The organism is Massilia sp. CF038 (assembly GCF_900129765.1).
Lineage (GTDB): Bacteria > Pseudomonadota > Gammaproteobacteria > Burkholderiales > Burkholderiaceae_D > Telluria_A.
In genome coordinates this window covers 68,024-88,406 of record NZ_FQWU01000006.1, presented here as the reverse complement: position 1 = coordinate 88,406, position 20,383 = coordinate 68,024, and the positions used below count along the sequence as shown (strand labels likewise).

Genomic DNA, 20,383 nt, shown 5'->3' with positions numbered 1-20,383 from the left:
CGCCATGACTGCGCTGACAACCATGACAAAAGTGGGGGCCGGCGCGGTTGTGGCCGCCCTGCTGTACGCGGCCTTCGCGCCGTCGGCGCCGCCCGTGCCGGTGGCGCCCGCCGCGGCACCCGCATCCGATCCGTTTGCCTTCGTACGCTCGATGGAGGGCACGCGGCCCGATGGCGATGTGCGCACCAATCCGGACGGCGAGCTGGTGATCGATGCCGAACTCGGGCATCTGTTCGACTACTACCTGGCCGGTATGGGCGAAAAAGATCTGCGTGCGATTCGCGCGGAGATTGAACGTGAACTCGACAAGCGCTTGAAACCCGGGCCGGCAGCGCAAGCCAAACGGCTGCTGGCCAGCTACCTCGATTACAAGGCGGCGCTGGTCAATCTGGAAGCGGGCCTCAAGCCAGGCGACATGGCCGCAGCCGCGCGCGCGCGCTTGCAGGCAATGCAGAAACTGCGCCTGCAATTCTTTACCGAGAAAGAGATTGCAGGTCTGTTCGGGTTCAGCGACGCTTACGACAATGACGCACTGGCGCGGATGGAGATCAGCACAGATGCCAAGTTGAGTGTGGCGCAGCGGGCGGAAAAGCTGGCCGCGCTCGATGCCAAACTGTCGCCCGCCATGCGCGAGGAACGGGAAGCGCCCACGCGCGTGATCCGAACCGAAGAAGCGGTGCAAAAGCTGCGCGCGCAGGGTGCAAGCGACGACGAGGTGTATCGGCTGCGGGCGGCCGCGTTCACCCCTGAAGGCGCAAGCCGGCTGGCCGAACTTGATCGCGAGGAAGCGGCATGGAAGAGTCGGATCCAGGTGTATCTGGCAGAGCGGCGTCAGTTGGCGCCGGACGCGCTGGCGGCAGTGCAGCAGCTGCGTGACAAGTACTTCAGCGCGGATGAGCAGCGGCGCTTACCGGCGTACGAGTAAGGGCAAACTGGTGGGCACATCCGCGCCCCCAGCCATGGCCGGGATTGTCGCCGTCGACGAAAACGATGACGACGTGCGGGACGCACCGGAAATATCCGGCAACTGACAGTATCAGCACATCGTCCTCGCGGAGGCGGGGACCCATAGCACTTTTGAGCCGCAACGACGTCTATGTGCTATGGGCCCCCGCCTTCGCGAGGGCGATGTGGATGGTAGTCAGTAGACTGCCTTCGCTCTGCGGGCTGTTTCGGAGGCTCAGGCTTCTGGCGCCGACCAAACGAGGTTCCACAGGTGGCCATCAATATCTTCGAAACCCTGGTCATACATGAATCCATGGTCTTCGGGCGGGTGCGGGGTGCGGCCGCCGGCGGCGACCGCCTTGGCGATGAGCGTATCGACTTCTTCCCGACTGTCGCAGCTCAGACATCAGCACATCGCCCTCGCGATGGCGGGGACCCATAGCACTTTTGAGCCGCCACGACGTCTATGTGCTATGGGCCCCCGCCATCGCGAGGGCGATGTGGATGGTAGTCAGTAGACTGCCTTCGCTCTGCGGGCTGTTTGAGAGGATCAGGCTTCTGGCGCCGACCAAACGAGGTTCCACAGGTGGCCATCAATATCTTCGAAACCCTGGTCATACATGAATCCATGGTCTTCGGGCGGGTGCGGCGTGCGGCCGCCGGCGGCGACCGCCTTGGCGATGAGCGTATCGACTTCTTCCCGGCTGTCGCAGCTCAGACAGATGACAATTTCATTGGCTTCCTTCGCCTGCGCGACAGGCTTGCCGATCAGGGACTCGAAGAACGGCTCGGTGGTCAGCATGGCCTGGATGCTGTCGCCCACGATGTGCATGAATGCTGCATTCTCACCGCTGAATTTGTCGTTGAACGTAAAGCCAAGCGCGGCGAAGAAGGCCTTGGATTTGTCCAGGTCTTTCACTGGGAGGTTGAGGATAATTTGATTTTTCACAGCGTCTCCATAGTCGGGGGGATTAAGCAACTGGTGCTTCATTCCTACGACGGATGGTAATACACAAGATCGACGCGCTTTTAAAAAAATATATTTGAACCTGGTCCGTCACTTCCGGAAGGACAAAAAAAACGGGTGGCTCGCGCCACCCGCTTTCATTTCAGATCAATCTGTCAGCGACAGAAATTACCAGGTCAGTTTCAGCGTGTACTTGCCGTTGGTCGCGCCCGTACCACCGCTGTAGTAGACCACGCGCACATAGCGTGCGAAGGTCGAGGTGCCGGTGTTGGTCACTGCAACCGTGTCAGCCTTGCCTGCCGAGTTTTCGCTCTTGCCGATCTGGGTGCCATTGCTGTTGTAGACGAACAGATCGTAGTCAGCCGTGGCCAGACCTGCGGTCAGGGTTGCGGTCAGCGTTTTGCCAGGTGGCAGTTGAACCACGAAGTAGTCGGTATCGGCGCTGCTGCCCATGTTACCGTTCATCGTGGTGCCGCTGACCGTAACTGCGTTGGCGGTCGAGGTCGAGTTGTTGGCTTCGGCTTCGTTGCTGCCGCTCGGCGGCACAACCACGCTGCCGCCCAGTGCTGCGTTGGCGTCAACCAGACCAGCGCCGCAACCGCTGCAGCTTGCCGGGAAGGCGCGTGCGGTGGTTTTCAGCTTGCTCTCAACCTGGTCAGGGGTCAGGCTTGGGGTTTTCGACAGCATCAGTGCAACCACGCCAGCAACGTGCGGCGTTGCCATCGAGGTACCCTGGTAGAACGCATAGCTGTCAGCGCCTGGGGTGGTGCTGCCGGCGTTGAGCGTCGATAGAATGCCGCCGCCAGCGTTACGTACGTCGCCGCCTGGTGCTGCAACGTCAACCACGTTGCCGTAGTTGGAGTAGTAAGCACGGCCGCCCGAGCGGTTGGTTGCTGCCACGGTGATCACGCCGGCGCAGTTGGCTGGGTTGGAGCTGCTGGCATCGGTGTTCTCGTTACCTGCTGCGACCACGACCACGGTGCCACGCGAACGTGCGCTGTTGATCGCGTTCTGGGTGGTGGTATCGCATGCGCCGCCGCCGCCGAGCGACATGTTGATCACACGTGCCGGATTCGGGTTGGCTGGTACGCCGTTGACGCTGCCGCCCGATGCCCAGATGATGGCGTCGGCGATGTCGGAGGTGTAGCCGCCGCATTTGCCCAGCACGCGCACTGGCACGATCTTCGAGTTGAATGCCACGCCAGCCACACCGGTGCCGTTGTTGGTTTTGGCCGCGATGGTGCCTGCCACGTGGGTACCGTGCCAGCTCGACGACGACGATGGCTCGCCCGCGCCGCACTGGCCAGCGGTGGTGGAATCGCCCGGATCGCTGGCGTCGGCGTCACGGCCGTTGCCGTCAGCCGAGATGGCGGTGTCGGTGATGAAGTCGTAGCCGCCGATGAACTGGCCCGACAGGTCGGCGTGTGGACGGTAGCCGGTGTCGATCACGGCAACGTTCACACCAGTACCGGTGCTGACGTCCCAGGCTTGTGGCAGGCGCAGGCCGCCGGTGGCTTCAAAGTACTGCCATTGTTCGGTGTAGCGGCTGTCGTTTGGCACGAACAGCTTTTTCATCATGCGGTCTGGTTCAGCGTATTCCACGTTCGAATCACGCTCTTTCAGGTCACGCGCCAGTGCTGCAACATCAGCCACCGACATGCGTTTGCCCAGATTGACCACGTTGGCGCCGGTTGCAGTGGTGTGCATGGTTTTCATCTGCAGGCCGAACTGCTGACCCGAACGGGCCAGGATCGACATGCGGTTGCTGCTCATTGCCTGGACTTTGGCGCTGCTCTTGCCGGCAGCGGTGGAGTCCTTGTACTTCACAATCATGCGATCAGTGCTGATGATCGCGTTTTCCGTTTGCCCAAATGCTGCGTACTCGGGAGTTCCCGCCATGGTCACCAGTGGGATGGCGCCGATCACTGCGGCTGCGCACAGTTTCAGCAAGGACGGGTAGGTCGAATGCAATTGCTTCATGTCGTTCCTCAATTTTCCGATAAACATTTTATGACGGCAGGTACGTGCGGATGAGCGCGCCCTGCCATTTATTCCCTGCCCTTGTTGCGGCTAGGAACTCGCTTTTTTAAGCGAGCTTTGAAGACTAATTCAAAAAGGAATCGGAAAAACGGTAAACCTGGCCATTTCGGTGGTTTAACAACAACTCAGTTGTTACAATTCGTAAGAATTGAATGAAATTTGGTGACATTTTGTTTCAACCAAATCAAATTGCTGCAAAAATGTGTTTTATTTTGGACAAATTCATTGGGTTTGTTAAAATTATATTGTCATTTATGCAGCATGAATGACGCTGATTGTCTCAGCGATGCGCTTTTCGGAGTGCATCCAAGGACGGAACGGCAGCGCTCAGCCGGGCGAAACGAATAAATAAATGAGAGGCAGCGCCAGCAAAGTCAGCGCCAGGAAGATCGCAGCAGTCAATCTTGTCGACAGGCGCAGACGATCTCTGGAAATGAGATAGGGGATCGACAGCAGCGCCGGGATGATCAACAGACAGGCAAATAAATAGGTGCCGCTGCACAGAACCAGAAGGCCCAGCACATCCGCGCCGCCCGTTCCTGGTGCGGTTTTTGCCGTTAGCATGCCTGCGGCGAGGCTGAGCGCGAGCATAAACGGCAGCCCGCCGCCGAGCATTATCCCGATTAATACATTCGTTTTATTAGAGGACATTGGAAGGCCAATCCGCAACATGGCGTGCATCGGTCATGCCCGATTCTAGAGTAGGGGACAGGTACCGCCAATAGTGCTACAGCTTATGCAAACCGCATTGCCCGATCGCGCTGCACATGGCAATCGGGAGTGCGATTGTGCCCGTCCTACGTTATCAGGATGGCGCGGAAATCGTTGACGTTGGTGCGGGTCGGTCCGGTGACCACCAGATCATTGAGCGCAGAAAAGAAGCGGTAGGCGTCGTTATTGTCCAGCAAGGCGCGCGGGGCGATGCCTGCCGCAAGCGCACGGACCAGGCTGTCGGGCGCCAGCAGTGCACCCGCATTGTCTTCGCTGCCATCGATGCCGTCGGTATCGCAGGCGATGGCATGCACGCCCGGCATACCGTCAAGCGCCAGCCCCAGGGCAAGCAGAAATTCAGCATTGCGCCCGCCTCGCCCGCCGCCGCGCACCGTCACGCTGGTTTCGCCACCGGACAGGATGACGCAGGGTGCGCCAATGGGCTGGTCGTGGCCGCGGACTTGGCGCGCAATGCCGGCGTGGACCTGCGCCACTTCGCGCGCTTCACCTTCCATGCTGTTGCTCAGGATGAGTGGCGTGATGCCGGCGGCCCGCGCCGCAGCTGCTGCTGCCGCCTCCAGCGCTTGCTGCGCGCTGGCGACGACCACAGCGCGGTTGTGGAGCAGGCGCGGATCGTGCGCGCGCGGCGCCGCCAGCGCAGGATCGCTCAACACGGCGCGCACGTGGTCGGGAACGGCAATCTGATAACGCTGCAGTATCGCCAGCGCATCGGCCGCACTGCTGTTGTCGGCCACTGTCGGTCCAGACGCGACCACCGCCGGATCGTCACCCGGCACGTCGGATACCACCAGCGTCAGCACCGGCGCAGGTGCGCAGGCCAGCGCCAGCCGTCCTCCCTTGATGGCGGAAAGATGGCGGCGCACGCAATTCATGGCGCCGATCGGGGCGCCGCAGGCCAGCAGCTGGCGGTGAATGGCGCGCTTGTCTTCAAACGCGATACCCGGCGCCGGCAGCGACAGCAACGCCGAGCCACCGCCGGACATCAATGCAATCACCAGATCGTCGGGACCCAGGCCGCGCACCAGCGCCAGCATCCGTTCGGCAGCCAGGGCGCTGGCGTCGTCCGGCACCGGGTGGCCCGCCTCCATCACCTCGATGTGACGGGTCGGCGCGCCATGACCGTAGCGGGTGACAACCAGGCCGCTCACCGGATGCGGCCAGTGCTGCTCCAGCCCCTGGGCCATGCGCGCCGCCGCCTTGCCGGCGCCGATGACGATGGTGCGCCCGCGCGGCGGCGGTGGCAGATGTGGAACGATGGCGTGCAACGGATCGACCGCGGCAACGGCGCTGCGAAAAAGATCCTGCAGGAGTGCCCGCGCTGCCGTCGTATGCATCATGTTTTTTCCCTTTTTCAGCCCTGCCACCCTAGAATATTGGCACAAAACCCATCCTGGAGCGACCGTGTCCTTTCAAAAAATCCCCTTGATTCTAAGCTCGCTCGCCATCGCGCTGGCCACGCCTGGCAGCATGGCCGAGCCTTCCGCAGCCAGTTCCGTGAGCCCGCCGGTGGCCGCCAAAACGCCGTGGCAGGAAACCCGCCACGGCGAGATCGTTACCGACGACTACCGCTGGATGCAGAAGAAAGAGCAGCCGGAAGTGATCGCCCATCTGAATGCCGAAAACGCCTACACCAAAGCCGTGACGGCGCCAATCGAGCCCCTGGCCGACAAGCTGTATGCCGAGATCAAGGGCCGCATCCAGGAAGTGGACCTGTCGGTGCCAACCCGTCTGGGCGACTACTATTACTACAACCGCTTCGAGGCAGGCAAGCAGTACCCGATCAACGCGCGCCGCCACGCCGACGCGAAGCTGCAATACGATGCGAACGCACCCGAGCAGATCCTGCTGGACCAGAACAAGCTGGCGGAGGGGCAGAAGTTCTTCGCGGTCGGCGCCATGGCGGTCAGCCCGGACAACGGCCTGCTGCTGTACACCACCGACACCACCGGCTTTCGCCAGTACGAACTGCACGTCGTCGATCTGAAGAGCGGCAAGCTGCTGGGCGACACGGTACCGCGCGTGACCAGCGCAACCTGGGCTGCCGACAACAAGACCATCTTCCTGGTGCAGGAAGACGCGACCACCAAACGTTCCGACCGTCTGTTCCGCCTGACCCTGGGCAGTGCGCCGGCCGAGGTGTACTACGAACCGGTCGAACAATTCAACCTGGAAGTGGCCAGCACGCGCGACAAGAAATTCATCGCCCTCGAGATCGGCGCGACCGATACCAGCGAAGTGCGCCTGCTGGCGGCCGACCAGCCGCAAGGCCAGTTCCGCTCCGTGCTGGGACGCGAAAAAGGCCATCGCTACAGCGTTGAACCGCGCAATGGTGAGCTGTTCATTCGCACCAACAAAAACGCGAAGAACTTCCGCATCGTGAAGACCACGCTGGCCGCACCAGCCGAAAAAAACTGGAAGGAGCTGGTGCGCCACGACCCCAAGGTGCTGGTCAATAACGTTGAAGTATTCAAGGACTTCCTGGTGGCCAGCGAAAAGACTGATGCACTGGCCCGCATGCGCATTTACGACTTCAAGAAAAAATCGTGGAAGACGGTCAAGTTCAGCGACCCGGTGTACCTGGCACGCGGCGCCGGCACGCCTGAATTTACGTCGACGCTGTACCGCATGTCCTATCAGTCGCCACTGACGCCGCCGACCACGCTCGACGTCGAGATGGGCAGCGGCAAACAGATCGTCCTGAAACGGCAGGAAGTGGTCGGCGGCTTCGATGCCTCGCGCTACGAGAGCCGGCGCCTGTGGGCCACCGCGCGCGACGGCGTCAAGGTGCCGCTGTGGGCCGTGTATAAAAAAGGCGTCAAGTTCGACGGCAGCGCACCGCTGCTGCTGTATTCCTACGGCTCGTACGGCATTTCGACCGAGGCCACGTTCTCGGTCAATAACATCAGCCTGCTTGAGCGCGGCGTGATCTACGTGCAGGCGCACATCCGCGGCGGCACCGATCTGGGCGAGAGCTGGCATGACGACGGCATGCTGATGAAGAAGAAAAACACCTTCACCGATTTTATCGACAGCGCCGAATTTCTGGTGCGTGAAAAGTGGACCAGCCCGCAGCGCCTGATTATCCAGGGCGGCAGCGCGGGCGGCTTGCTGATGGGCGCCGTGGTCAATATGCGGCCCGACCTGTTTCACGCCGTGCATGCGGCCGTGCCGTTTGTGGACGTCATGAACACCATGATGGATGCCAGCCTGCCGCTGACCACGGGCGAATACCTGGAGTGGGGCGACCCGAACCAGAAGGCGGCTTACGACTACATGCGCAGCTATTCGCCGTACGACAATATCGAGCGCAAGGCGTATCCGGCCATGCTGGTGACCACCGGCCTGAACGACAGCCAGGTGATGTACTGGGAACCGGCCAAGTACGTGGCCAAGCTGCGCGCTTATAAAACCGACAATAACGTGCTCCTGCTCAAAACCAATATGGATGCAGGCCACGGCGGCGCCTCGGGTCGTTTCTCTGCGATCAAGGAACGGGCGTTTGTGATGGCGTGGATGCTGTCGCAGTGGGGCATCACGGAGTAAAAAAAGGGTTTTTCAGGGCTTTTTCAGGTTTTTTTGGAAAAGCCCTTGCGCACTTTAAAAAAAATAGTATATGATTCGGCCTCTTCAGACGTGGTGACAAACGTCGGATGCAGTCTCTGAAGTAGTGTGCGGGCGCTTAGCTCAGTTGGTAGAGCGGAGCCCTTACAAGGCTTAGGTCGGGAGTTCGAGCCTCTCAGCGCCCACCAAATCAGAGACCTGGCATCATGATCTGCAATACCGATCAAGTAATACGGAGCGGTAGTTCAGTTGGTTAGAATACCGGCCTGTCACGTCGGGGGTCGCGGGTTCGAGTCCCGTCCGCTCCGCCAGCTACAAAGAAGGGCCCGATTCGTCGGGCCCTTTTTCTATTGTGCCTACGATCTTCATCAGCTGGGACAACGATGACATCTGTGTCGTCGGCGCCTGGGCACACACGGCGCGCACGCCTTGCCGCCAGCCTGACAAACCCGGTCCACGTCCTGCTGCTGATCAGGCCCGCACGGCACCGTGCCGCATCGGCTGCCCCACTTCCACCCGGTTGCGGCCGGCGCTCTTGGCCGCATACAAGGCATGGTCAGCGCGCGCCAGCGCCGCGTTGATATGCTCTTGCGGGTCGATGGCGACCACGCCAACGCTCACTGACATGCTGTAACCAACGCCGCACTGCGGCAGTGCGGCCGCCGCCACGGCAAGGCGCACGCGTTCGGCAGCCTGCATCGCGCCCGCCAGATCGGTGCCGGGCAGCGCAACCGCAAACTCTTCGCCGCCCAGGCGCGCCATGATGTCCGGCTCGCGCAGCGCGGTCAGGGCAGCGGCGGAAAACACGCGCAGCGCCTCGTCACCGGCCGCATGGCCAAAGCGGTCGTTGATGCGCTTGAAATAATCCAGGTCCATCATCAGCAAGGCGATCGGGTGACGCTGGCGCGCGGCCAGCATGCGCGCGCCTTCAATCTGCTCGAAGAAGGCACGCCGGTTCACCAGGCCGGTCAGGCTGTCGATGGTGGCGAGCTGCGCCAGCTTGTTGTCATCCTTCTCTTTGCACAGCAGCAGAAAGCCGAAGCCATTGACGATCAGGATGATGTAGCCCGTGATGAATGTGAAGCTTTGCGCCGGGCCGCTGACGAAGGCATGCAGGTCATCGCTGACGGTACCGGACCAGGCGCGCAGCACCATGGCAACAAAGAACACGAAATTGTTAACGCCGATGATGCGCTGCAGGACCGTGACGCCCGGCCGTGGCCACAGCAGCAGCAGCGACATCACGCCGCTGAGCAGCCCAAAAATAAGCGACAGCACCACGGCCAGCGCCAGCGGCGATGCACCGCCCAGCCGCGCCGCCGCATAGATCAGCAGCGCCAGCGCCAGCGACGGGAACAGCACCGCTTTCCAGCGCCGGAAATTGAAGAAGCTGCAGTAAGCAGCCGCCTCCAGCTCGACACCGATGATCAGCGCGCTGTTGGCCACCAGCGCCACATACGGCAGCAGCCAGTCAGGATGCAGCCAGCCGATGAAATGGGCGCAGCCCTGGACCAGCTTGGCCCATTGCCACAGCTCCATGGCGCGGTTGACGGGACTGGAGCGTGTGTAGCCAGCCATTAACATGGCAAAGCAGATGTTGCCAATGGCCAGCACCAGCATGAAGGTGTTCGTGTCGATCACTGCAGATTCCCGGTGTCTCCGCACTCGTTGCCCTGGGCTGGGCTGCCGAATGTGCAATTTATATTTCTTTTTTGCACTATTTTACACGGGATTCCAAACACGCAGCGAAATGCTGATCAGACTGTTTCTTTTTGTGCACGCAGCATGGCGTCAAACTCGTGGCCCGGCATGGGTTTGGCAAACAGGTAGCCCTGGCCGTAGTCGCAGCCCGCCTCAATCAGCAGGTCGCGCTGGGCCGGCGTTTCCACCCCTTCGGCAATCACGTGCAAGTCCAGTTTGTGGGCCATCACGATGATCGCTTCCGACAGCGCCATGTCGGACGAATCGGGCGCCAGGTTGCGGGTGAAGGAACGGTCAATCTTCAGATAATCGATGTCAAATTTTTTCAGGTAGGACAGGGACGAATAGCCGGTGCCGAAATCGTCCAGCGCAACCTGGATCCCGGCGTCGCGCAGCGACAGCAGCTTGTCGGTCACACCGGTGCTGGCGTCGAGCAGCAAGCCCTCGGTGATTTCGACCACCAGTGACTTGCCATCAAGGCCGATCTGCGCCATGTGTTCAAACCAGCGGTCATACCCTTTGCCCTCGCGCTGGAATTCCAGCGGCGACTGGTTCACGCTGACCTGGAAGCGCGCGTCGTGCTCATCGCGCCAGCGCCGCACCCAGCGCGCCGATTCCTTGAACACCCACTCGCCGATATCGAGAATCAGGCCGCTCGATTCGGCCAGCGGAATGAATTCCAGTGGACTGACCAGGCCACGCTGCGGATGCTGCCAGCGGATCAATGCTTCCGCCTTGTGGATCTTGCCGGTCTTCAGATGCACGATGGGCTGGAAGTAGACGCGGAACTGATCGCCCTTGAGCGCACTGCGCAAGTCGTTGGTCAGGCGCATGCGGTTGAGCGCGGCCACCTGCAGCGCGGGCGTGAAGTAGCTGAAGCGGTTGCGCCCCGCGCCCTTGGCCGCGTACATGGCCTGGTCGGCATGCTTGAGCAAGTCGTCAATGTCGCGCGCGTCGTCGGGGTACAGGGTGATGCCGATACTGGCCGACACAAACGCCTGCTCCTGGCCCAGCTGGTAGGGCGCCTGCAGCACCCGCAAAATCTTTTGCGCGATGCCGTCCACCGGCGACACATCCTGCAGTTCCGACAGGATCACCGTGAATTCATCGCCACCAAGACGGGCCACGGTGTCGGACTCGCGCACGCAGGAGCGGATGCGGCGCGCCGCGTCGACCAGCAGAATGTCGCCCTGGTGGTGGCCCAGCGTGTCGTTGACTTCCTTGAAGTGATCGAGGTCGATGAACAGAATGGCGATGCGCTGGCCATCGCGGCGCGACTTCATGATGTCGTGGTCCAGACGGTCATGGAACATGCGCCGGTTCGGCAACTGGGTCAGGGTATCAAAATTGGCCTGCTGCCAGATCATCGCTTCCGACTTCTTCTTCTCGGTCACGTCTTCGATCATGCACAGGTGCAGAGGCTGGGCCTTGGCTTCGGTTTCGATCTTGGCGATCGACATATCCACCCACACCACCGCGCCATCGGGCCGGATCAGGCGCTTGGCCGTCTTGAACCCGGTGGCGCCGCCCGAGGCCAGCTCCGCCATCTGGCTTACTTCCTGGGCCACGTCGTCCGGGTGGGTGATGTCGGTCCAGTGCGCGCTCTTGATTTGCTCGAAGGTGCGGCCGGTAATTTCGGCGTAACGCGAATTGATGTCCTTGAATTCGCCGGTCGACGAGTCGATCAGGGCAATGCCCATGGGCGCTTCTTCGAACATGGTGCGAAAACGCAGTTCGCCCTTGCGGATGGTTTCCTCGGCGCGGCGGCGCTCGCGTGCCAGCAGCGACACGTGCACCGCGGCGCCGGCAAACAGCAGCACCGTGGCAAAGATCAGCACCCGGTACAACCAGGTCAGGCTGCCGGCTAGTGGATCGGTGTTGTACAGCATGCCCTCGAACGACGCGTTCCGGGGCAGCATGCCCAGATCGGCGTAAATGTCGGCGATGTGGCGCCAGCGGTCCGGATTCATGTAGCCGATTTCCACCAGCACCGGCTGCACCAGCGGCACCATCTGGCGCGCTTCAAACAGCAGATGCTGACGGTCGTTGCGGCGGCTGTAGCGCGACAAGATCAGATCCGCGATTTCCTCCTGGTGCGCCATGGCATAGGCCCAGCCCTTCATGCTGGCGGCGCGGAAGGCCTTCACGCGTTCGGGATGGGCCTTGACTTCGTTCTCGCTGGTGAACAGGTTGTCGCCGTAAAAATCGATGCCGGCCGCGCGCGGGCTGAACACATCGTAGGCAAAGCCCATGCGGTCCAGATAATCGGGCTCGTTGGTGATGTAGGCCGACATGGCATCGACCTTGCCCTTGACCAGATCCTCGACGTTGTAGGATTGCTCGACCCGTACCAGGCTGCTGAGCGGGATCCCTTCGCGCTTGAGATAGGCGACCAGTTCATCGGCCTGCGTCAGTTCATCGGTGAGGGAGCCGATCATCACGTGCTTGCCGCGGATGTCGGTGATGTCGGGCGAGTCGTCGCGCTGGCGCGTGATCAGCACATACGGCGAGTGCTGAAAGATCACCCCCAGCACCACCAGCGGCTTGCCGGCCAGGCGCGCCAGCAGCACGCTGCTGCTGCCAACACCGTAGTCGGCGCTGCCGTCGATGACGCGCCGTTCCGGTTCGCCCCCATCCTTGCCTTCATTGATGCGCACATCCAGGCCGGCATCGCGGTAGTAGCCTTTTTCCAGCGCTGCGTAATAGCCGGCGAACTGGAACTGGTGGGTGTGTTTGAGCTGAAGGGTGACTTTATCGAGCGCGTGCGCAAACGGGCTCACGCACAGCGCAAGCGCCAGCAGCGCAGCCTTGGCCGCAGCCGCCAGCCAAGCCGGGCAGGGCCTGAACGGGTGCATCGGAGTCATCAAATCGCTCACACCTCATGGGAGTGCACTATGGCAACGTATGACCCGATTGTACTGATGTTCGATTGAAAAAGGCGGAATTTGCCAGCAGTGTGCGCCTCTGCAACGGCCTGCCATCCCGGGGCCAGACCACTAGTTACAAAAAGGAAAAGTGGTCTGACCCTGGTTGTGGGGCAATTACTTGCGGCCGGGGCGGGCTTTGGCGGCAGGCGCCGCCTTCGGCTTGGTCTTGATGGTGGCCAGGATTGACGGACGTACCTTGGATTCCGGCGCGATGAATGGCGTGGGAGCAATCGCCCGTTCGGTCTTGCGTTTCGGTGCGGCAGCAAACTTGTCGAGCGTGCCGGCGCCCGAGGTCTGGCGCTTGCGCTCGCCTGCGGCCAGGCCGCCGTCTTCGGACGCTTGCCAGCTTGGCACCAGGTGGCGGTCACCGTTACCGATCAGGTCGCCACGGCCCATCTTGACCAGGGTCTCGCGCAGAATCGGCCAGTTGGCCGGGTCCTGGTAGCGCAGGAAAGCCTTGTGCGAACGGCGCACCTTGCCGCTGCGTGCGGTCTCGACCACTTCGGAATCCGCCGTCACCTTGTGCAGCGGGTTCTTGCGCGAGTGATACATGGTCGTCGCCATGGCCATCGGGGTCGGCATGAAGGTTTGCACCTGGTCCAGCTTGAAGTTGTTTTTCTTCAGCCACAGAGCCAGATTGAGCATGTCTTCATCGGTCGTGCCGGGGTGCGCGGCGATGAAGTAAGGAATCAGATACTGCTTCTTGCCCGCTTCGAGCGAGAAACGGTCAAACATTTCCTTGAATTCGTCATAGGCGCCAATGCCCGGCTTCATCATCTTGTTGAGCGTGCCTTCTTCGGTATGCTCAGGGGCGATTTTCAGCAGGCCGCCCACGTGGTGGGTGACCAGTTCTTTCACGTATTCCGGCGAGCGCACGGCCAGGTCGTAGCGCAGGCCCGAGCTGATCAGCACTTTTTTGATGCCGGGAATGGCGCGCGCCTTGCGGTACAGGGAAATCAGCTTGCTGTGGTCGGTACCCAGGTTGACGCAGATGGTCGGGTATACGCACGACAGGCGGCGGCACGATTCCTCGATTTTTTTGTCTTTGCAAGCCAGGCGATACATGTTGGCGGTTGGACCGCCCATGTCGGAAATGGTGCCGGTAAAGCCCTTGGTCTTGTCGCGGATATGTTCGATCTCGCGCAGGATCGACGGTTCCGAGCGGCTTTGAATGATGCGGCCCTCGTGCTCGGTGATCGAGCAGAAGGTGCAGCCGCCAAAGCAGCCGCGCATGATGTTGACCGAGAAACGGATCATGTCCCAGGCCGGGATCTTGGCCTTGCCATAGCTCGGGTGCGGCGCGCGCGCATAGTTCATGTCGTACACGCCATCCATCTCGTCCATGGCCAGCGGCAGCGGCGGCGGATTGAGCCAGACGTCGCGCTCGCCATGCGCTTGCACCATGGCGCGCGCATTGCCGGGATTCGATTCCAGGTGGAACACGCGCGAGGTGTGCGCGTACATCACCGGGTCATCCTTGACCACATCGTAGGACGGCAGGCGCACCACGGTCTTGTCGTGCTTTTCCTTGGCCATGGCCAGGCGTTCTTCGCGCGACATGATGCGGATTGGCTTGATGACTTCCGGCGCGGCGACCGCGTTGTCGGTGGCGCAGGCGGTTTTGTCTTCCTGGGCCATGGCGTAGGGGTTCGGGTGCGCATCGATCTTGCCTGGCACGTCGACCCGGCTCGAGTTATGCACGCCCCAGTCGTCCCCGGGCAACCAGCCGGACGGCACCATGAAGGCGGTGCCGCGCAGATTGCGAATGTCCTTGATGTCCTCGCCTGCATTGAGGCGGTGGGTCAGGTCGACCAGTGCGCGTTCGGCGTTACCGAACAGCAGCATGTCAGCCTTGGAATCGGGCAGCACCGAACGCCGCACTTTGTCCGACCAATAGTCGTAGTGGGCGATACGGCGCAGCGAAGCTTCGATCGAGCCGATGATGACCGGCACGTCCGGGAAGGCTTCGCGCGCGCGCTGGGCGTACACGGTAACGGTGCGGTCGGGCCGCTTGTTCGGCTCGCCATTGGGGGTGTAGGCGTCGTCGGAGCGGATTTTGCGGTCAGCCGTGTAGCGGTTGACCATCGAATCCATATTGCCAGCGGTAACACCCCAGTACAGGCGCGGCTTGCCCAGCACGCGGAAGGCGTCGGCGCTGTGCCAGTCCGGCTGGCTGATGATGCCAACCCGGTAACCTTGCGCTTCCAGCAGACGGCCCACCAGCGCCATGCCGAAGCTCGGATGGTCGATGTAGGCATCGCCCGTGACGAGAATGACGTCGCACTGGTCCCAGCCCAGGGCGTCCATTTCGGCGCGGGACATGGGAAGGAAAGGCGCAGCAGCAGCGCGGCTAGACCGTTTTGGGACGGTCGCAAACAGGTTGGTTGGGGAGTTCATTGGGCGGTATTGTACCGGAAAACGTGTCGCAGGGATTCGCTGCGACCCATTTTACGGCCCCGCTGCGGCATAAAAACGTCTTAACTATCAATAACTTGTGACGTTTGTGCCACAAAAACAGGCAGCGGCCAGCCTGCTTCAGATACCCATATTGGCCAGCATGCGGCCCAGCTCGCGCAGGGCCGGCTCCAGGCGCGGGTGCTCCACGGCAAAGCGGGCCGTCAATTCCTGGGTGCGCTCGGACAAACCGTAAGGGTCCGATTCGGCTTGCGCTTCGGCATTGCGGCGTTCCAGCAGGCTGCGGATGTCGCCATCGAGCTGCTGCAGCAGTGATTGCAATTCGTCATCGACATTGCCGGTCTGGGCCAGGTTGGCACGCAAGTCTTTCAGATGGGACTTCAGGTTTGCTGTGTCGTCATTCAACATGTCGTCCTCGATATTAGTTGGGGAAGCGGGTCTCCAGGTACAGCTCTTCCACCTTGGTGCGCGCCCACGGGGTCTTGCGCAGGAATTTCAGGCTGGACTTGATGCTCGGATCGCTGGTAAAGCAATTGATGTCAATCCGTTTGCCGAGCTGGTCCCAGCCGTAGTAATCCACCAGTTGGGTGAGTAAGGATTCTAATGTAATCCCGTGTAATTGCTGAACACTCATTGCGCTGCCACTTCCTGATCAGTTAATCCGCTCGGTCCGCTGCACTCACAGCGGACCATCATTCGGACAGTATAGACGGGGCGCGGTCAGTTTGACCTGGTCATCCGCCACGGCGCGCAAGCTGGCCTGGGTGGCGCTGTCCACGCCCAGCCCGTCCAGGGCGGGCAGCGCCAGCGGCGCATTGCCGGTCAGGGTAGCGTACAGGACCACGGCAGCCAGGAAGGACCCGGCCGGGGCGGCATGATTGCCGTCGGCCGCGTGCAGTACCAGCGCCGGGTAGCGCACGGCGGCCAGATCGAAAGCTTGCGGAATCGGTGCCACGCAGGCGGGCTGACGCGTGGCGATGCTCACATGCAGGTCGACAATTCTCTGCGTCTCATCGATGCCGCGCCGCGGCCACTCGGGGAACATAACGGGCAAGGCCGGGATCAGCCGCGTGCGCCGCACCAGTTCCACCGCTTCGGCGCTCGAGTATTGCAGATTGCCGGAACTGCTGTAGCGCTGTGCCTGCAGCACGACCGCATTCCACTTGCGGCTGTTGAACAGGTTCATGGAAGCCGCGTCGTTCAAGCGTTCGTCGAGAAACAGATACCCGGGCGCGTTGACCACGGCGACCGTTTTGCCAGGCCGGCCCGCGCGCAGCATGGCAGCGAGCATGGTCGGCAAACCATTCGCGTCGGTATGGCTATTGCCGAACATGAGAACACTGATATCGGCTGTGGCGGGCGTGGGTGAAGGTGCAGGCGCCGGCGCGGACGACGACCCGCCCCCGCAGGCGGCCAGCGCCGTGGCAACCAGTACAAGCACAATCCGGGTCAAACGATGGATAGCCATGCGAACTCCTTGACGCCAGGAATTACTTCATCATGGTCCAAAGTGCGCCTGAACTCAATCGTTTTTTCAGGGACCGGCGGCGATGGCAAGACGGCGTTTCTGACTCAGTGACCGCAGCGCCTTGTCATACGAGGCCGCCAGCAGCTCCAGCAGGTAGGCGCGTGGCAGAGTGGCGGGATCGACGATCGTCACCCAATGGAAACGGCCCATGTAGCGGGCCGGTTTGATGCCGGGGATATCGGTCAGTTCCAGAAAACGGTCTGGACTGACGCGCAGGCTGAAGCGCCATTGTTCCGGCTTGCTGGTCTTGAAATAGGCGAACTTCTTGTCGTCCACCGAGAACACCAGGATGTTGCTCGGTGGGCCGTAGAGGCGCTCGCTCGCGCCTGGAAAGGCGGCGCACAAGCGCTTCAGCTCGCTCACTGTCATCGCTGGGCGACAACAACCTGTTGGCAAGATTTGGCGACAGCCATGCCCTTGAGGAAGGCGCGGCGTGCTGTGCCGGCTGAAATCGCGGCGGTCGCTTCAGCGGAGTGGCGTTCGGCGCCGCTCAGCTTGCGTACCCAGCCGCGGAAGGGGATGGCACCCTCCACCGTTTTTTGCAGCGCACCCGCAGCCGCATTGCTTACCGCCGACTTCGCTTTTGCAGCCTTCGCCAGCTCCACTGCCTCGACGTCGACGTCCGGCCCCAGCACTTCGTCGAGCACGCTGACCTGCGCGCGCAGACCTTCGCAGCTTTGGTCGGCGGGGGTCTGGTAAGGCTTGAGCTTGGCCTCGGTCAGGACCGGCGGAATGTCGGCCGGCGTCAGATTAAAGTCACGCAGGGGCGTTGCGGCGATGTCGGTGACGCGCTTTTGTTCTTTCGAGGCACAAGCGGTCAGCGACAGGACCAGGGCGAGAATCAGGCAAGTTTTCATGGAATGGGGAAGAATGGAAGCCGGAGTATTGTACAGTAGGCAAGTTTTTGCAGCCAGCTCTTTCGCTTACTGCGAAATGTGCATGCTGTACTGGGCCCCATTGGAGAACAGGCAGGTGCCGGTGCCCAATGACGCCGAGCTCATCGCGTAATCGCATTTCACGAAGCCGCCCCGGTTGCCGCTGGCGTTGGCCACACCCCTGGTGGAACTTGGCGCGCGGGTCGCTTCACCAATGAAGGACTCGCCAGCGAGATTGAAGCTGAATTCACCGTGGCCGCGTTCCGGGTTGCTGATCACGCCCGCCACATTGCCGATGCGCGATGCTGCCTCATTGCTGGGGTACAGGCGCGCCGAGAACGGCGGGCGCACGGCAGTGATCGGTACAAAGGCGGTGCCTTGGGCATTGTTGAAAGCGGGATTGTTGTTTGAAGCCGGATATTGGTTCAGTGGCACCACATAACAGGCGCTCAATGCCGAGCCCATGGCTGCCAGAGCGATTACGCGTGAAATAGTAAGCATAGTGGTCTTCCTCGTCAGTGTCACTTGCGTCTACAAAGCAAGTGACGCCAGTATATTGAGGCGGGACTTTTTTGCGAATCTATTCGGCAAGGGTGCGTAATTTAATACTATTTAGAGAGAATCACGCTACTCCATCCCGTCCAGGATCTCTTTTATCTTCGCCCGTATGCATATACAGAAATTGTTGCCGCACCATGTTCACGCAGTTGCGCCTGTGTTACTCTTTTTTCCTGTCAAAAAGTGCACAATGGATAACAAATGAAACGTTTCGCGAAGTGGACGCTGGGTTTGCTGGCAATAGCGATCCTGGTGGTGGCCGGCATTGGCGCCCACACCTGGTACTTCAAACCGCTCAGCATTGACTGGTTTTATGGTCGCGTGTTCGCCTCGTTTGCGTTTGACAGTCCTGAAATGCTGTCGTCCATGCGCCTGCTGCCGCCCGCGCTGGACTTCCACAGCACCAAGCTCGACGACGTCTCCCCTGCGCACGACGACAAGGTCTTCAACGACCTGAAAAACGCACTGACGACACTCAAGCGCTACGACCGCGCGGCGCTGGACCGCGAAGGCCAGCTGTCGTACGACACGCTGGCGTTCTTCCTGCAGTCCCAAGTCGATGGCGAACCGTATCGCTGGCACGATTTCCCGGTCAATCAAATGTTTGGCGTACAAAGCGCCACGCCCAACTTCCTGATCCAGACCCACCAGGTCACGAACCTGGAAGAGGCCAACAATTACATCACGCGCCTGAACAAGATCCCGCTCAAGTTCGACCAGCTGATCGAATCGCTGAAACTGCGTGAAGCAAAGGGCGTCATTCCGCCGCGCTTTGCGGTCGAAAAGGTGCTGCTGCAAATGCAGGACTTCAGCGCCAAGCCGGCCAAAGAAAACGCCTTGTACATCAGTTTCGACGAAAAACTGGGCAAGGTCGCCACCATCGACAGTGCCACACGCGCCAGGCTGCTGGCCCAGGCCGAGCAGGCCATCGGCGCCAGCGTCACGCCGGCCTACCAGAAGCTGATTGCCTACTTCACCGCGCTGCAGCCGAAAGCGACGCGCAACAACGGCGCGTGGAGCCTGCCCAATGGCGACAATTACTATGCCTGGTGCGTGCGCAAGCACACCACCACCGACATGACGCCGCAGCAGGTGCACGAAGTCGGCCTGGCCGAAGTGGCGCGCGTGAGCAGCGAGATGGAAGCCATTCTAAAGGACCAGGGTCTGACGAGCGGCACCGTTGGTGCGCGCGTGCAGCAGCTGGCAAAAGACCCGGCGCAGCAGTACCCCAACACCCCGGAAGGCAAGAAGGCGATGCTGGCGCGTTACCAGGAGATCCTGGACGAGATCAACCAGGGCCTGGCCGGCGCCTTCGATGTGCGGCCCAAGCTGGGCGTGGAAGTGCGCGCCATACCCGAGTTCTCGCAAGCGACAGCGCCCGGTGCGTATTACGACAGCGGCTCCTTCGACGGCACCCGTCCCGGCGTGTTTTACGCGAACATGCGCGCGCCTGGCGAGACGCCAAAATTTGCCATGCGCACGCTGGCCTACCATGAAGGCATCCCTGGCCATCACTTCCAGGTCGCCATCGCGCAGGAGCTGCAGAATGTGCCGTTCTTCCGGCGCGTGATTCCGTTTACCGCCTACGCCGAAGGCTGGGCCTTGTATTCGGAGCGTCTGGCCTACGAGCTGGGATACGGGCGCGCGCCGCTGGATACCCTGGGACGTCTGCGCGACGAGATGATGCGGGCCACCAGGCTGGTGGTCGATTCCGGCATCCACTACAAACACTGGACGCGCGAGCAGGCCATCACCTACATGATGGATAACACGGGGATGAGCGAAGGCGACGTGACGGCGGAGGTGGAGCGCTACTTCGTCGACCCGGGTCAGGCGCTGGCCTACAAGACCGGCATGCTGAAAATTCTGGCGCTGCGAGAGCATGCACGCCAGGTGCTGGGCGACCGTTTCGATCTGAAGCAGTTCCACAACGAAGTGCTGACCCACGGCGCACTGCCTTTGACCCTGCTTGAAGGCGTGGTGAACGAGTGGATTGAGAAGCGCAAGAAGGCATAAAAACATCGTCCTCGCGCTACCGCAGTCGTTCAGCAAGAAGACCAAAACATCGTCCTCGCGAAGGCGGGGACCTATACCACGCTACCGAAGTTATTCAGCATGCTATGGGTCCCCGCCT

17 protein-coding genes and 2 tRNA genes are annotated in these 20,383 nt (G+C 61.2%); 5 read left to right on the top strand and 14 right to left on the bottom strand.

Going from position 1 to position 20,383, the window contains the following annotated elements; genetic code table 11:
* Positions 1–4 precede the first annotated feature (4 nt).
* Positions 5–925 carry a lipase secretion chaperone gene (locus BUC24_RS24570; RefSeq protein ID WP_073223072.1) on the top strand — a complete coding sequence of 307 codons (921 nt, stop codon included), beginning with the start codon at positions 5–7 and terminating at the stop codon, positions 923–925.
* A gap of 255 nt (positions 926–1,180) precedes the next feature.
* Here BUC24_RS24570 and BUC24_RS27400 read toward each other — a convergent pair whose 3' ends face one another.
* The 5 genes from BUC24_RS27400 to BUC24_RS24545 all read right to left on the bottom strand — a co-directional run bounded on the left by BUC24_RS27400 (position 1,181) and on the right by BUC24_RS24545 (position 6,018).
* Positions 1,181–1,348: a VOC family protein gene (locus BUC24_RS27400; RefSeq protein ID WP_373887986.1), complete on the bottom strand. Its 168-nt coding sequence runs from the start codon at positions 1,346–1,348 to the stop codon at positions 1,181–1,183.
* Positions 1,349–1,495: 147 nt separating this feature from the next.
* The gene (locus tag BUC24_RS24560; protein WP_073223070.1) at positions 1,496–1,936 is read right to left on the bottom strand and encodes a VOC family protein; all 441 of its coding nucleotides are present in this window, start codon (positions 1,934–1,936) and stop codon (positions 1,496–1,498) included.
* 144 nt (positions 1,937–2,080) lie between these two features.
* Entirely contained in the window at positions 2,081–3,892 is a 1,812-nt protein-coding gene (locus BUC24_RS24555) for a S8 family peptidase (RefSeq protein WP_073223068.1), read from the bottom strand.
* A gap of 387 nt (positions 3,893–4,279) precedes the next feature.
* Positions 4,280–4,603 carry a hypothetical protein gene (locus BUC24_RS24550; protein ID WP_143167650.1) on the bottom strand — a complete coding sequence of 108 codons (324 nt, stop codon included), beginning with the start codon at positions 4,601–4,603 and terminating at the stop codon, positions 4,280–4,282.
* A 146-nt stretch (positions 4,604–4,749) separates the two neighbouring features.
* On the bottom strand, positions 4,750–6,018 hold the full coding sequence (locus BUC24_RS24545; RefSeq protein ID WP_073223256.1) for a glycerate kinase type-2 family protein: 1,269 nt from the start codon (positions 6,016–6,018) through the stop codon (positions 4,750–4,752).
* Positions 6,019–6,085: 67 nt separating this feature from the next.
* Between BUC24_RS24545 and BUC24_RS24540 the strand changes: the two genes are divergently transcribed.
* From BUC24_RS24540 to BUC24_RS24530, 3 genes are all read left to right on the top strand, one after another.
* The gene (locus tag BUC24_RS24540; protein WP_229448716.1) at positions 6,086–8,227 is read left to right on the top strand and encodes a S9 family peptidase; all 2,142 of its coding nucleotides are present in this window, start codon (positions 6,086–6,088) and stop codon (positions 8,225–8,227) included.
* A gap of 130 nt (positions 8,228–8,357) precedes the next feature.
* Positions 8,358–8,433: transfer RNA gene (locus tag BUC24_RS24535), tRNA-Val, on the top strand.
* A 46-nt stretch (positions 8,434–8,479) separates the two neighbouring features.
* Positions 8,480–8,556 (top strand) — tRNA-Asp (locus BUC24_RS24530).
* Positions 8,557–8,716: 160 nt separating this feature from the next.
* On the opposite strand, the gene BUC24_RS24525 is transcribed toward BUC24_RS24530, so the two are convergent.
* From BUC24_RS24525 to BUC24_RS24485, 9 genes are all read right to left on the bottom strand, one after another.
* Complete coding sequence (locus tag BUC24_RS24525; RefSeq protein WP_073223064.1) at positions 8,717–9,886, bottom strand: GGDEF domain-containing protein; 1,170 nt, start codon at positions 9,884–9,886, stop codon at positions 8,717–8,719.
* A 116-nt stretch (positions 9,887–10,002) separates the two neighbouring features.
* Positions 10,003–12,810: an EAL domain-containing protein gene (locus tag BUC24_RS24520; RefSeq protein ID WP_229448680.1), complete on the bottom strand. Its 2,808-nt coding sequence runs from the start codon at positions 12,808–12,810 to the stop codon at positions 10,003–10,005.
* A 177-nt stretch (positions 12,811–12,987) separates the two neighbouring features.
* Positions 12,988–15,195, bottom strand: coding sequence for a YgiQ family radical SAM protein (locus BUC24_RS24515; RefSeq protein WP_218606541.1), 2,208 nt, complete (start codon positions 15,193–15,195; stop codon positions 12,988–12,990).
* Between the two features lie 213 nt (positions 15,196–15,408).
* A complete protein-coding gene (locus BUC24_RS24510) occupies positions 15,409–15,696 on the bottom strand; it encodes a DUF4404 family protein (protein ID WP_073223058.1) in 288 nt (95 codons plus the stop codon).
* Between the two features lie 13 nt (positions 15,697–15,709).
* Positions 15,710–15,922 carry a VF530 family protein gene (locus BUC24_RS24505; protein ID WP_073223056.1) on the bottom strand — a complete coding sequence of 71 codons (213 nt, stop codon included), beginning with the start codon at positions 15,920–15,922 and terminating at the stop codon, positions 15,710–15,712.
* Between the two features lie 45 nt (positions 15,923–15,967).
* Positions 15,968–16,756 (bottom strand): hypothetical protein, encoded by a 789-nt coding sequence (locus BUC24_RS24500; RefSeq protein ID WP_073223054.1) that lies wholly within the window; start codon positions 16,754–16,756, stop codon positions 15,968–15,970.
* Between the two features lie 66 nt (positions 16,757–16,822).
* A complete protein-coding gene (locus BUC24_RS24495) occupies positions 16,823–17,185 on the bottom strand; it encodes an MmcQ/YjbR family DNA-binding protein (RefSeq protein WP_073223052.1) in 363 nt (120 codons plus the stop codon).
* Entirely contained in the window at positions 17,182–17,673 is a 492-nt protein-coding gene (locus tag BUC24_RS24490; protein WP_073223050.1) for a hypothetical protein, read from the bottom strand. The genes BUC24_RS24495 and BUC24_RS24490 overlap by 4 nt, the downstream gene beginning before the upstream one ends.
* A gap of 66 nt (positions 17,674–17,739) precedes the next feature.
* Positions 17,740–18,192: a hypothetical protein gene (locus BUC24_RS24485; RefSeq protein WP_229448669.1), complete on the bottom strand. Its 453-nt coding sequence runs from the start codon at positions 18,190–18,192 to the stop codon at positions 17,740–17,742.
* 258 nt (positions 18,193–18,450) lie between these two features.
* On the opposite strand from BUC24_RS24485, the gene BUC24_RS24480 reads away from it, so the two are divergent.
* Complete coding sequence (locus tag BUC24_RS24480) at positions 18,451–20,265, top strand: DUF885 domain-containing protein (RefSeq protein WP_073223046.1); 1,815 nt, start codon at positions 18,451–18,453, stop codon at positions 20,263–20,265.
* Positions 20,266–20,383: the final 118 nt, after the last annotated feature.

Coding starts and splice junctions, on each gene's coding strand:
- BUC24_RS24570 (WP_073223072.1), top strand. CDS start 5: ATGACTGCGCTGACAACCATGACAAAAGTGGGGGCCGGCGCGGTTGTG.
- BUC24_RS24560 (WP_073223070.1), bottom strand. CDS start 1,936: ATGAAGCACCAGTTGCTTAATCCCCCCGACTATGGAGACGCTGTGAAA.
- BUC24_RS24555 (WP_073223068.1), bottom strand. CDS start 3,892: ATGAAGCAATTGCATTCGACCTACCCGTCCTTGCTGAAACTGTGCGCA.
- BUC24_RS24550 (WP_143167650.1), bottom strand. CDS start 4,603: ATGTCCTCTAATAAAACGAATGTATTAATCGGGATAATGCTCGGCGGC.
- BUC24_RS24545 (WP_073223256.1), bottom strand. CDS start 6,018: ATGCATACGACGGCAGCGCGGGCACTCCTGCAGGATCTTTTTCGCAGC.
- BUC24_RS24520 (WP_229448680.1), bottom strand. CDS start 12,810: ATGACTCCGATGCACCCGTTCAGGCCCTGCCCGGCTTGGCTGGCGGCT.
- BUC24_RS24515 (WP_218606541.1), bottom strand. CDS start 15,195: ATGTCCCGCGCCGAAATGGACGCCCTGGGCTGGGACCAGTGCGACGTC.
- BUC24_RS24510 (WP_073223058.1), bottom strand. CDS start 15,696: ATGTTGAATGACGACACAGCAAACCTGAAGTCCCATCTGAAAGACTTG.
- BUC24_RS24505 (WP_073223056.1), bottom strand. CDS start 15,922: ATGAGTGTTCAGCAATTACACGGGATTACATTAGAATCCTTACTCACC.
- BUC24_RS24500 (WP_073223054.1), bottom strand. CDS start 16,756: ATGGCTATCCATCGTTTGACCCGGATTGTGCTTGTACTGGTTGCCACG.
- BUC24_RS24495 (WP_073223052.1), bottom strand. CDS start 17,185: ATGACAGTGAGCGAGCTGAAGCGCTTGTGCGCCGCCTTTCCAGGCGCG.
- BUC24_RS24490 (WP_073223050.1), bottom strand. CDS start 17,673: ATGAAAACTTGCCTGATTCTCGCCCTGGTCCTGTCGCTGACCGCTTGT.
- BUC24_RS24485 (WP_229448669.1), bottom strand. CDS start 18,192: ATGCTTACTATTTCACGCGTAATCGCTCTGGCAGCCATGGGCTCGGCA.
- BUC24_RS24480 (WP_073223046.1), top strand. CDS start 18,451: ATGAAACGTTTCGCGAAGTGGACGCTGGGTTTGCTGGCAATAGCGATC.